This window comes from Streptomyces sp. NPDC007084 (genome assembly GCF_040703595.1).
Taxonomy (GTDB): domain Bacteria; phylum Actinomycetota; class Actinomycetes; order Streptomycetales; family Streptomycetaceae; genus Streptomyces.
The window spans coordinates 219,663-231,864 of the sequence record NZ_JBEYFY010000002.1 but is presented as its reverse complement, the minus strand read 5'-3'; the positions used below and the strand labels follow the sequence as shown (position 1 = coordinate 231,864).

General features: G+C 73.5%; 9 protein-coding genes and 2 tRNA genes. 4 read left to right on the top strand and 7 right to left on the bottom strand.

The genetic code is table 11. From position 1 onward, the window contains the following. Positions 1 to 18 precede the first annotated feature (18 nt). From ehuA to AB0912_RS02935, 3 genes are all read left to right on the top strand, one after another. On the top strand, positions 19 to 786 hold the full coding sequence (gene ehuA / locus AB0912_RS02945) for an ectoine/hydroxyectoine ABC transporter ATP-binding protein EhuA (protein WP_366696281.1): 768 nt from the start codon (positions 19 to 21) through the stop codon (positions 784 to 786). 253 nt (positions 787 to 1,039) lie between these two features. After that, entirely contained in the window at positions 1,040 to 1,798 is a 759-nt protein-coding gene (locus tag AB0912_RS02940) for an IclR family transcriptional regulator C-terminal domain-containing protein (protein WP_366696064.1), read from the top strand. Between the two features lie 96 nt (positions 1,799 to 1,894). After that, positions 1,895 to 1,968: transfer RNA gene (locus AB0912_RS02935), tRNA-Lys, on the top strand. Positions 1,969 to 2,022: 54 nt separating this feature from the next. Here AB0912_RS02935 and AB0912_RS02930 read toward each other — a convergent pair. The 7 genes from AB0912_RS02930 to AB0912_RS02900 form a co-directional block, all read right to left on the bottom strand. Next, positions 2,023 to 3,324, bottom strand: coding sequence for a M18 family aminopeptidase (locus AB0912_RS02930; protein WP_366696062.1), 1,302 nt, complete (start codon positions 3,322 to 3,324; stop codon positions 2,023 to 2,025). Positions 3,325 to 3,722: 398 nt separating this feature from the next. After that, positions 3,723 to 5,273: a sensor domain-containing protein gene (locus AB0912_RS02925; protein WP_366696060.1), complete on the bottom strand. Its 1,551-nt coding sequence runs from the start codon at positions 5,271 to 5,273 to the stop codon at positions 3,723 to 3,725. A 162-nt stretch (positions 5,274 to 5,435) separates the two neighbouring features. Further along, on the bottom strand, positions 5,436 to 7,184 hold the full coding sequence (locus tag AB0912_RS02920) for an AMP-binding protein (RefSeq protein ID WP_366696058.1): 1,749 nt from the start codon (positions 7,182 to 7,184) through the stop codon (positions 5,436 to 5,438). 73 nt (positions 7,185 to 7,257) lie between these two features. Beyond that, positions 7,258 to 7,764, bottom strand: a complete 507-nt coding sequence (locus tag AB0912_RS02915) for a DUF3592 domain-containing protein (protein WP_366696056.1) — start codon at positions 7,762 to 7,764, stop codon at positions 7,258 to 7,260. Between the two features lie 122 nt (positions 7,765 to 7,886). Then, complete coding sequence (locus AB0912_RS02910; RefSeq protein WP_366696054.1) at positions 7,887 to 8,522, bottom strand: lytic polysaccharide monooxygenase; 636 nt, start codon at positions 8,520 to 8,522, stop codon at positions 7,887 to 7,889. Between the two features lie 258 nt (positions 8,523 to 8,780). Beyond that, positions 8,781 to 10,133, bottom strand: a complete 1,353-nt coding sequence (locus AB0912_RS02905) for an SPFH domain-containing protein (RefSeq protein ID WP_366696052.1) — start codon at positions 10,131 to 10,133, stop codon at positions 8,781 to 8,783. 157 nt (positions 10,134 to 10,290) lie between these two features. Next, positions 10,291 to 11,733 (bottom strand): peptidoglycan-binding protein, encoded by a 1,443-nt coding sequence (locus tag AB0912_RS02900; protein WP_366696050.1) that lies wholly within the window; start codon positions 11,731 to 11,733, stop codon positions 10,291 to 10,293. 185 nt (positions 11,734 to 11,918) lie between these two features. Here AB0912_RS02900 and AB0912_RS02895 point away from each other — a divergent pair. After that, positions 11,919 to 11,992 (top strand) — tRNA-Lys (locus AB0912_RS02895). Positions 11,993 to 12,202: the final 210 nt, after the last annotated feature.

The following is a 12,202-nucleotide window of genomic DNA, read 5'->3' as shown; positions in this document are numbered from 1 at the left end:
GACCTCACCGACCCCAAGGTGGACGACCTCACCAACCCCAAGGTGGACGGCAGTGAGCTGATCCGCTTCGACCAGGTCACCAAGCGCTTCGGGGACAACACCGTCCTCGACCACCTCGACTTCCGCGTCGACTCCGGCAAGCACGTCACGCTGATCGGCCCGTCCGGTTCCGGCAAGACGACGATCCTGCGGCTGCTGATGACGCTGACCAGGCCGGACGAGGGCACGATCACCGTCGCCGGTGACCGGCTCTTCCCCGCCGACCGCAAGCAGGTCCGCGAGGTCCGCAAGAAGATCGGGATGGTCTTCCAGCACTTCAACCTGTTCCCGAACATGAGCGTGCTCAGGAACGTCACCGAGGCACCGGTGACCGTTCTCGGCATGTCCAGGGACGAGGCCGAGGAGCGGGCGCGGGAGCTGCTTGACCTGGTCGGTCTCGCGGACAAGTGCGACGAGCGGCCGGGCCGGCTGTCCGGCGGCCAGCAGCAGCGGGTGGCGATCGCCCGCGCGCTGGCGATGCGGCCGCGGGTGCTTCTGCTCGACGAGGTGACCTCCGCGCTCGACCCGGAGCTGGTCGCCGGGGTCCTCGACGTCCTGCGTGACATCGCCCGCACCACGGACATCACGATGCTCTGTGTGACCCACGAGATGAATTTCGCCCGGGACATCTCGGACCAGGTCCTCATGTTCGATTCCGGCCATGTCATCGAGTCCGGCCCGCCGGAGAAGATCTTCAGCGATCCGGAGCAGGAACGGACCCGGGAATTCCTCAGCGCCGTGCTGTGAGAGCGGGCGGGGAACGGGGGGGCCGACGGCGGGCGCGGCCGGTAAGGCGCCAGGTCGGACGTCCGGATCATGCCGAACCGGCCATGACCTCGGCATATGCCAGGCCGGTGCGCTCCCGCCGGGTGGGCGGGAGCGCGCCCCCGATCTCACCAACGGGCTCTCCCGGGAAGCTACTTGACGGTTATCGTGGAGTGAGCCCAGCCGTCCGGTCCGACGTCGCCTTCGTGCCGGGCCACCGAGCGCAGGGGGAACCGTGGCGCTGAAGCGCGAGCCGTCCGCGCCGTACCACTCGGCCCAGGACGCCCTGCGCGTCCTGGAGACGGTGGCGCGGCACAGCACCGGCGTCACCGGCGCCGAGCTGGCCCGCCAGTCCGGCCTCGGTGGTGACCGGCTGACCGCGCTGGTGCGGATGCTCCGCCGCGAGGGATACGTCGAGCAGATCACCGACGGGGCGTATGTGACCGGCAGCTCCCTCAGCCGGCTCGGTTCCGCCCAGAGCCACGACCAGGCCCCGCGCGAGAGGCTTCAGCGGACCCTCGACCGGCTCCGCGACACGGTGGGCGCCGCGGTCTACCTGAGCCGGTACATCGACGGCGAGGTACAGGTCACCCAGTACGCGGACAGCCCGCGGGCCCCCGCGGTCAACGAGTGGGTCGACTTCCGCTCCTCCGCGCACGCCAGCGCGGCCGGCAAGAGCCTGCTCGGCCAGCTCGACCACGCCGGCCGCCGCGACCACCTCGCCCGGCACCGGATGGCCCGCCTCACCTCGCGCACCATCACCAGCGAGCGGCTGCTGCTGTCCCGCCTGGACTCCCAGCCGGCCACCGTGCCGGTCCTCGACCTCCAGGAGTACGCGATCGGCACGGTCTGCGCGGCCGTCCCGGTCACCGCGGGCTCCTCCGTCGGCAGCCTCGCCCTCTCCCTGCCCGTCGAGCAGGCCCACCGGCTGCGCCACGCCGCGGACACGCTGAACCGCGGGGCGGCCCCGGTGCTGCTCTCCCTCACGATCTAGGCCCGTCACGATGTCGCGCGGGTGGTCGGAAGCACCCCTGAGGACCAGGTAGTATTTCTTTTGTCGCCGCCTGCGGAAGCGGGAGGCGAGAGTCATGCGCCGCTAGCTCAGTTGGTTAGAGCAGCTGACTCTTAATCAGCGGGTCCGGGGTTCGAGTCCCTGGCGGCGCACATCGGTGAAGGCCCCCCACACGTGTGGGGGGCCTTCACGCGTACCGGCGGGACCTACTCCGCCGTGACGAACTCCGTCAGCACCCGCGCCAGCAGCCCCGGGTCCCGCGCCCCGCACAGCTCGCGCGCCGAGTGCATCGACAGCCCGGCGACCCCCACGTCCACGGTCGCGACCCCGAGGCGGGCCGCGATGATCGGGCCGATCGACGTCCCGCACGGCATCGCGTTGTGCGAGACGAACCGCTGCCAGGGCACCCCGGCCCGCTCGCACGCCCCCGCGAACGCGGCGAACCCCGTGCCGTCGGTGGCGTACCGCTGGTTGGCGTTGACCTTGATCACCGGGCCGCCGTTGGGCAGCGGGTGGTGGCCCGGCTCGTGCCGCTCGGCGTAGTTGGGATGGACGGCGTGGGTCATGTCGCAGGAGACGCACAGCGCACCGGCGAGTGCCCGGCCCACGTCCTCGGGGCCACCACCACGGGCGGCCACGGACCGGGCGAGCACCCGCTCCAGCAGGGGGCTCTGGGCGCCCGACTCGGAGCCGCTGCCCACCTCCTCGTGGTCGAAGGCGGCGAGCACCGGTATGTGTGCGGGCGGCCGGTCCGCGCCCGCCGCGGCCACCAGGGCGGTGACTCCGGCGTGCACCGAGATCTGGTTGTCCAGGCGCGGTGCGACGATGAACTCCTCGTCCGCGCCCAGATAGCCGGGCGGCTGCGCGTCGTGGAGCATCAGGTCCCAGCCGAGGACGTCGGAGGCGTCGGCACCGGCTGCCCCGGCGACCCTGTCGAGCAGCGCGCCCGGCCGCGCCTCGCCCAGTCCCCACAGCGGAGCCATATGGCCCTGCGGGTCCAGGGCGAGCCCGTCGTTGACGGCCCGGTCCAGGTGGATGGCGAGCTGCGGCACCCGCAGCAGCGGCTCGTCCACGCAGACCAGCCGGGTCGAGCCGTCCCGCAGCGCCAGCCGCCCCGAGACGCCGAGATCACGGTCGAGCCAGGTGTTGAGCGGCACCCCGCCGTAGACCTCCACGGCGATCTGCCGCCAGCCCGCCGAGCCGGTGTCCGGGGTGGGCTTCACCCGCAGGTTCGGGGAGTCGGTGTGGGCGCCGACGATCCGGAACGGGGTGGCGGCGGGGGTGCCCGGCGGCACGTACCAGGCGAGCAGCGTTCCCGCGCGGACGACATACCGGCCGCCCTCGGCCGCCGCCGTCCAGTCGTCCCGCTCCCGCGTCTCCACGAAGCCCGCCTTCTCCAGGCGCTGTGCCGCGCTCGCCACCACGTGGTACGGCGAGGGGCTGGCCCGGACGAAAGCGAGCAGGTCGTCGCCGTGTCCGCGGTCGAGCGTGTCATGCGTGGGGGACATGAGTGCCTTTCGGATGCTGTCGGGGGTGGGTGGGGGCACCGCCAAACCCTCGGACCGGGCGCGCGGTCCGGCCCCGGGAGGGGCGTCTCTCCGACCGGTTCCGTTCGGAGAGACCCCGCCGGGCGCGGGCGTCGGATACGCGAACCCGTCGGTTCACGTGTCCCGGTATCCTCCCCGCCCGAACCGGCCGGAACTCCTCACCCCGGCATCCTTCCCGGCACTCCGGCGAAGCCCGAACCGCCCCAACTGGCCCTGCGGGCAAGCGAATACGGCGACGGCGCACCGGTTCCCGTCCCCGGCGCGGGCGATTCCCGCTCCCCCCGGGAGGCGCCGCCGCGCACCGCGCGACCGGCGCGACCGGCGCGACCGACTCGACCGGCGTGACCGACTCGACCCGCTCAGTACGGGATCTCCACCCGCAGCACGGTGGGACCGCCGGGCGGGCCGGCGACGGACAGGGTCCCGCCGAGGACGGCGAGGCGGTCGGAGAGTGCGGTGAGGTGGGTGGTGTGGGTGGGGCGAGTGGTGTGGGTGCGGTGAGTGGAATGGGTGAGGCCGGTGGTTCCCGTGAGGTCGGTGGTGCCGGTGAGTCCGGAAGCGGGGCTCCCGGTGCGGGGCCGCATGACGCCGGACGGTAGGGCGCCGGGCGTTACAGCGCCGGGCGATACGGCGTCAGGCGTTACAGCGCCGGGCGATACGGCGTCAGGCGTTACGGCGTCAGGCGTTACGGCGCCGGAACGGCCATCGCCCCCGGAGCAGTCCTCTCCCCCGAGACGGCCCTCACCCCCGAAGCGGCCCTCGCCCCCAAGACCGCCCTCACCCCCAACACGCCCCTCGCCGCACACCTCGATCCACAAGTACCGCCCGTGCCCGCCCCCCGCCGTGCAACCGGCGCTGATCCGGGCCCGGCCGGTGCCCTCGCGTCGTGCCAGGTCCGTGAGCGCCTCGCGCACGGCGAAGTACGCGGCGGACTCGACGGCCTCGGTGAACCGGGGCAGTTCGACGTCCACCTCGGCGGAGAGGGGGGAGCGGTCCGCCGCGTCGGCGATGGCGTCCCCGAGCCCCTGCTCCACGAGCACCCGGGGATGGATACGGTGCAGCAACTCCCCTATTTCTTCGTGGGCTTGGTCGGCCTCGCGCTGGGCCTGGGCGAGGGAGTCGGCGAGTTCGGGCGGGGCGTCGCGGCGGGCGAGGCCGAGCCGCAGGCTCAGCGCGAGCAGCCGTCGCCGGGGTCCGTCACGCAGTTCCCGCTCGATGCCCCGCTGTTCGGCCTCGAAGGCGGCCAGCAGCCGGGCCCGGGACTCCGTCACCTCCGCGAGCCGCCCCTCGGTCTCGCGCGGCGCGAGGAGCTGCCGGGCGAGGGCGGCGCGGGCCCGGGTGTAGAGGCCGAGCGGCCACAGCAGGACGAGGAGCAGGAGAAGTCCGCCGACGGCGATCACGGAGGCCTGCGGATAGCCGTGCACGAGCCAGAGACCGCTGACACGGGTCCCGTCACCGGCGCGGGCGAACTGGACCGGCGCCGCGATCAGGGCGCCGGGAAAGGCGAAGGTCCCGGTCAGGACCAGCAGGTCCAGCGGCCAGAGCAGGAACGCGAGCAGCACGGCGTACGCCAGTTCGCGCCAGGTGGCCTGCTCGGTGAGGCGGAGCCGGGCCCAGGGGGCGAGTCCCGGTTCGGCGGGGGCGCGGTGCGGGCCGGGGTGGGGCCGGGCGGGTGTGTCGCGGCGGCCGGGGTCGGGTGCGGCGGGCGCGTCGAGCGGGCGCAGCCGGCGGCGTTCGAGCGCGCCGACGGGGATGCCCGCCAGGGCGAGCAGCCCGAGCAGCGGCAGTCCGACGAGGACGGGGGTGAGCGCGGCGCCCAGGGTGCCGAGAATCAGCAGGCCGACCGCCAGCGGGGCGCCGACCAGCACTCCGCCGACGAGATATCCCGTGTACGCGACCGGACGGATCATGCCGAACACCGTATGCGGGTGCGGCAGTTGGAAACCAACCGGCCCGCCGCGCATCCGGAATCCTCCCGGCCGCCGGTACGGAATCCACCGGCCGCCGCTCCCGGAACAGGCCGAGCGCCACCGCCCCCGGGACGGCCAACCCGCGCTCACCCAGCGCGAGATCTACGTCCGCGCCGCCCCGTCCGGCGCCAACTCCCCTTCGCCGTCCGGGCGTCGGTGGCCGTCGAGGAGTTCCTCGCGGCCGTGTTCCCGGTACCGCGCGACGAGCGCGTCGGTGTCCGGTGCCGTCAGGGGCCGGTACATGTCCTCGCCCGGGGGCCGCCACCAGAGGGGGCCGGGGCAGCGGAAGCCCTCGCGGCGCAGGCCCACCCGGTGGATCTTGTTGGTGGCGGTGACCGGCATCCGTGCCAGGACGCGCAGGAAGCGCGGCGCCATCTTGGTGCCCAGGTCGGGCTGGGCCTCCAGGAACGCCGCGAAGCCCGCCGGGTCGAAAGAGGCCCCGTCCTTCAGGGCGAGGGCCGCCATGACCTGGTCGCCGGCGACCGGATCGGGCACGGCGTACACCGCGACGGCCGCCGCGGCCCCGTAGCGGGCGAGGATGTTCTCGATCATCGCGGCGGCGAGGTTCTCGCTGTCGACGCGGAGCCGGTCGTCGGCGCGTCCGGCGAAGTAGAGGTAGCCGTCCGTGTCGCGGTAGAAGAGGTCGCCCGTCCAGTACCAGTCCCGGCCGGTGCCGGCGGCGCCCGGCAGGGGGCCGGGTCCCCGGCGCCGGTCGGCCTCGGCGCCGGGGTTGCGCCAGTACCCCTCGAAGGGGCCGCCGCCCCGGTTGACCAACTCCCCTATCGCCTCGGCCCCGTTGAGCAGGCGGCCGTCCGGGGTGAAGCGGGCCGGCGGGCAGGCGCGCCGGGTCCGCGGGTCGATCACCGCGAGGTCGTCGCCGGGCGCCGCCCGTCCGATGGCCCCGGCGGGAGTGCCGGGCGTGCGCTGGATCGCGGCGCCGCCCTCCGAGGAGCCGTATCCCTCTACCAGCCGGACCCCGAAGCGTCTCTCGAAGGCCGCCGCGTCGACCGCTCCGGCCTCGGTGCCGAACCCCACGCGCAGCGGGTTGTCCCGGTCGTCCGGGCGGGCGGGGGTGGCCAGCAGGTACTGCACCGCGCGGCCCACGTAGGTGAAGTAGGTGGCGCCGCTCGCGCGGACGTCGGGGAGGAACCCGGAGGCGGAGAAGCGGCGGCGCAGCGCGATCCGCGCACCGGCGGCGAGCGCGGGCGCCCAGTCGGCGATCACCGCGTTGCCGTGGAACATCGGCATGCAGATGTAGTGGGTGTCGTCCGGGCGGACCCCGAAGTGGCCGGCGAGCGAGCGACCGGCCGCCGCGATCCTGCCCTGGGTGCGGATCGCGGCCTTGGGCGCGCCGGTCGACCCGGAGGTGAAGAGCAGCAGGAACCGGCTGCCGGGGCGGGCCGCGGAGGCGTCGGGGCGCGTTCCCCCGTACGGGGCGAGAAGGCGGGCGTAGGCGTCCTCGTCGGTCACCAGGACGCGTACGCCGGGGAGTTGGAGTCCTTCGAGGAGCGGGAGGTGGGCCCGCTCGGTGACCAGGACCGGGCACTCGGTGTGCAGGATGTCGCGGGCCAGTTCGGGGCCGCGCCGGGTCGGGTTGATCCCGGCGACGGCGGCTCCGCCGAGGGCCGCCGCGCCGAGCCACAGGGCGTACTCGGGGGTGTTGTCGAGCAGTACCCCGACGTGCGGTTCGGCGCCGGGCGGCAGGAGGTCGGCGAGCAGCGCGGCCCGCCGCGCCGCGCCCGCCGCGACCTGGTGATGACTGACGGTCCGTCCCTCGAACCACAGCCCGGGACGGTGGTCGCCCCACCGCTCCGCGACGAGTTCCCCGACCGTACGCCCGCTGGACTCCATGGGTGCGTACGGTAATTGACGGACCGTCAGATGTGGAGTGCGCTGCGACGTCCGGATGCGAAGGGGCCGCCGATCAGATGTGGAGGGCCGCGCGCGCCCCGTCCGTGACGCCCGGCAGACCGCCGAAGAACTCGTCCCCCGCGAACTCCTGGTGGTAGGTGACCATGAAGCCGACGCAGAAGGCGACGATCAGGCCGCAGAAGGCCAGTACGGCGACCGTGCCCGCCGTGGCCTTGACCGGGCTCGGCGCGTGGGCGGTGGCCTTCTCGGGGCGGTCGGCGCTGTAGTGCACGGTGACGATGTCGCCCTCGACGACGGTCGGCTTGCCGTTCGTCTCCTCGAAGCGGACGGCACGGCCCTCGCGCGTCGTGAACTCGTAGACGTGGTGCAGGGTCGTGGTGACCCCCGAGTCGCCGGTGCCGCCGTCGGTCGTGGTGTAGGAGCGCAGACAGCGGGCCTCGGCGGTCAGTCCGCTGCGCCAGGCGCTGCGCAGTTCCAGCGAGCGGCGCACCGCCTTGCCCGCGACGAGCAGCACCATAGCGATGATCAGGGCTGGCACGGCATAGAAGAACACGTTCATCACGGACCCCCGGTGGTCGGACACTGCTTCCCCGCATGCCACCGCGATCGGGGCGGCATGCGGGGAACTTACCCGCGCCGGGGGTGTCCGCGCCTCAAGGGAGGCTCAGAAACCGGGCGGCCTCAGAACGTGACGTCCGCGCAGGAGTAGAACGCGTTCGCCGTGTCCGCGACCGTCCACACGCCGAGGATGATGTGGTGTCCGCTCTTGCCGCTCGGCAGGGTGCCGGTGTGCGAGAGCGTGGACGGGGGGCGCTGTCCGTTGTAGGGGACCGTCAGGAACGGGGTGGTCTCCAGATCCGCGCGGGTCAGCGCGTGGTTCTGGTTCCAGCCGGTCTTGGTGATGAAGTACTTGAAGTCGGTCGTCGCGTGCATGGCCGTGAACTGCCAGCGGAAGCTGTAGCTCTGGCCCGCGGTGACCTTGGTCGTCGGCCAGGCCGTGCCCGCGGGGGTCTTGGGCTGGTCGAGCTGGCTGAAGTTGGTGTGGCCCGCGGAGCAGATCTGCCCGTCGGCCGGACCCGCCGCCGGGAAGCCCTTGAGCCCCTCGACGCTCTGCGGCTCCCACTGGATGTCACCGCAGTTGGCGACGGAGCCGCCGCTGGCACACATCTTCTGCCGGCTGAGGGGCTGGTCGGTGTAGCCGTGGGCGCTGGCCCCGCCGGTGGAGAGCACGAACGTGCCCGCCGTGGCGAGGCCGAGGGCCGCCGCGTACATCTTCGTCTTGTGGCTGGTGAGGGACTTGTGCGTCCGTTTGCGCATGCTGCCGCTCCTGGAGGACGTGGGGGATGTTCCCGTGAGCCGTGCGCGCGGTGCTCAGGTCTAGACCAAGTCCCAGATTATTGCGGGTAGTTGAACATGTCCATACCAATCGCGGAGCTGTCCCGAGCGGCCCGGCCGGTACCGGCGCCCGCACCCCTCCCCGAGCCCGGCCGTGAACCCGGTTGGGCGCCCCGGCCGTGAACCCGGTTGGGCGCCCGGTCGCGAGCCCCGTTGGGCGCTCCGGCCGTGAACCCGGGGTTACGAGGACACCTCCCCGCGGCCCGTGCAGAACGCCACCGTGAGGTCCTTCACGAGCGCCTTGCGTTCGTAGTCGTCCAGTTCGACCAGCCCCCGCATGGTCAGCCGGGTCACCGTGTCCTCCACCGAGTCGACGACCGAGCCGAGCACGCTGTCCCGGTGCTGCGCGTCCAGCGCCGCGATCCGGCGCCGCTGCATCACGGCGGCGATCTCCGGCGCGTACTCGATCCGGGTCGGCTGGGCGGAGAAGACCTCCAGGCCGACCGGCGCGGTGTCCGCGGCCACCATCCGGGTGAGCGCCTCGCCGACCGCGTCCGTGTTGCGCAGGGTCAGGTCCTTGACCACGGCCGGGGGCAGTTCGGCCGGCTGCTGCGAGAGCACCCGGGACAGCGCCGCCTCCACGCACTCGCGCAGATACGTCTGGTGGTCGTCCACCCCGAGCGTGGCCCGCGCGGTGTCCCTGACCCGCCACACGACGAGCACCACCACCCGCAGCGCGACGCCGTTCGCGTCGACCACGGACATCGGCTCGCTGCGCCAGTGCCGCAGCCGGACGTCGACCCGGCGGCGCAGCACCAGCGGGTTGACCCACATCAGGCCGGTGCGCCGGACCGTGCCGCGGTAGCGGCCGAACAGGCCGAGCACCCAGGCCCGGCCGGTCCTGCCGCGGGCGAGGCCGCCGAACCCGAAGAGGCCGAGGGCGCCCGCCCCCGCGTACGCCGCCCAGCGGGCGGGGCCGAGACCGGCGTCCGCGGCCTGGGACAGGTGCAGGGCGTCGAGGAGTGCGGGCGGCAGGACGCCGGCCCACCAGGAGGTGACCGCGCAGCCGGCCACCCCGCAGGCCCCGGCGAGCACACCGGCCAGGCCCGGGAGCACCCGGGCGGGCCGCTCCACGAGGTCGGGGTCGGCCTCCGGGACCGGGCGCGGGGGCCTGCCCATCGCGGGCCGCCGCACCCTCGGCTGTTCCCCGGTGCCGCGCCGCCGGCCCACGACGGCGGGGGCGAGCGGCACCGACACCGGGTCGGGGTCGTCGCGGAAGAGCAGGTGGACGGGGATCTCGGTGGTCGCCTCGTTCTGGATGAGCCGCACGGACCGGGGTCCGCCGCCGTCGGCGGAGCCGCCTGGTCCGCCGGCCGGTGCGGCGGACACCGCCGGTACGGCGGCGGGTGCGGCCGGTACGGCGGGTGCGGCCGGTGCGCCGAGTGCGGTGGTGCCGCCTGGCGCCGTGGATACGGCGGGGCCGCCCGGTACCGCGCCCCGGGCCCCGGACGGGACCGGCCTTTCGGGCTCCGGCGTGTGGTCCGGGACGTGGTCCGGGGTGTGCTCCGGCGTGTGTGACGTCGTCGTGGTCATAGCTGCCTCCATGCCTCCGCGCCTGGAAGTGTGTTCACGAGCCGTGGGAAACCCGGCCGGGGATTCGATGAGGAACCCGGCCGGGGATTCGATGAGGAACCCGGCCGGGGATTCGATGAGGAACCCGGCCGGATCGGGATGAGGGGGTCCGGCCGGCTCAGGAGAAGAGCCGGCGCCAGGTCTCCGGGCCGGGGTAGCCGTCCGCCGCGCCGCCGCGCCAGCCCTGGGCCCGCTGGAACGCCTCGACGTTGCGCCGGTCCGCCTCGCCCCAGCGCGGCCCGGGCCCCGTCGTGTAGTGCGCGCCGAAGCCCTTCTTGACCAGCTGCTTTCCGAGCTGCGTGACATAGGCGTTGTTCGCGCCGGGCCGGAACATCGCGCGTCCGGGAAAGGCGGGCACCGGCTGCGAGGCACCCGTACCCGAGCCCGCCCCCGTACCCGCTCCCGCACCCGAGCCCGAGCCGGCACCCGTGCCCGTGCCCGTCCCCGGCGGTCCGGAGCTGCCCGCCACCGCCGGGATGTCCTTGCCCTTCTTGCCGGTCAGATAGGCCCAGGTGGTCGGCCCCGGCAGGCCGTCCGCGTCCGCGCCGGTCCAGCCCTGGGCCTTCTGGAACGCCTGGGTGGCCCGCTGGTCCGCGCTCGTCCAGCGCGGGCCGGGACCGGTGGTGTAGAAGCGGCGACCGCCCCGCTCGACCAGCAGCTCCCCGAGCCGGGTGACATAGGCGTTGCTCGCGCCGGGCCCGAAGTACGCGGCCCCCGGGAAGGCGGTCGCCGTGCCGGGGGCGGTCGGGGTGGACGGCTCCGCGCCGCCCGCGCCCTCGGCCAGCCCCTTGTAGCGGTAGGGCACGTAGCGGTCCGAGTTCGACCAGTACGCGTACGGGGTGGACTGCTTCCGGGCGCGCGGCGGGGTCTGCTCGTAGGCGGCGTAGTAGGTGTGGGTGTAGTCGGTCCAGCCGGCGAAGATGACGACGTGCGAGCCCTTCTGCGGGTTGGCCGGGTTGTGGAAGAGGAGCATGTCGCCGGGCTGGAGCTGGTCCTTGGTGATCCGGACGCCGAACCCGTCGAGGCTGCCGGTCCACTCGTTGCCGGGCAGCCCCCAGGCCATCGAGACGAACCCGGAGCAGTCCTGCCGGTAACCGTCCTTCCAGTAGGCGCTCATGCTGTACGGCACGCCCGCGTCGATCCAGCTCTTGGCCCGGTTGATGATCTCGGCCCGGGTGGTGGCGGGCGTCTTGAGGGCGGTGCCGGACTGGGCCGTGGCCGCCGGTTTCCCGGCGGGACCGTGCAGCGGCGCCTTGGTGCCCTGCGGGGTGTCGGGCTCGTCGTCGTTCGCCGGAGCGCCCGGCCGGGCGGGCCCGTGCGCGGCGGCGAGGGCCGGCACCGACTGGCCGGCGGCGAGGAGGGTGCCCGCCGTGGCGGCCAGCGCGAGAGCCATGGGGGTCCGCCCGGCGCGGGCGCGGCCGAGCAGGTGGGAGAGGGTCGCCGGGTGGCCCACGGGGCCCGCCGCCCGGAACCCTGGGGGCAGGACGCGCCGCCAGTGAACGCATCCGGGGCAGTCACAGTCGCTCACGGGATCGAGTTCCTCGAATACCGGAGTCTCCATGCGCTGCCCCTCACACTCCAGATGGAAATGTCCGCATTTCTGCACAATCGTCAGTTTCTCAACTGTCGTCCGGTGTCGCATGTTGACGGTCCGAATGATGTACGGGACCCCTCCCACCTGCTGCGGAGCGGCGGCCCGCGGTCGGGAGCACCCCCTCGGGTCGGGTAGAGTTCTCGCGTCAGCAGGCGCCGCTAGCTCAGTTGGTTAGAGCAGCTGACTCTTAATCAGCGGGTCCGGGGTTCGAGTCCCTGGCGGCGCACCGACCGAAGGGCCCCTCGCCATCGCGAGGGGCCCTTCGTCATGCCCGCCCCCCTCACGGGTGACCCACATCCGCCCCATCTTCGTACACGCGTCCCAATTAGCGCGTATGACCGGTTAACACCGCGTTTCGCATCTTGCGATCATGACGGCGAACGTAGAACCCTGGGCCCTCAAGCGGCTGTCGATTGACGTCGGTTGAGAGGAATGG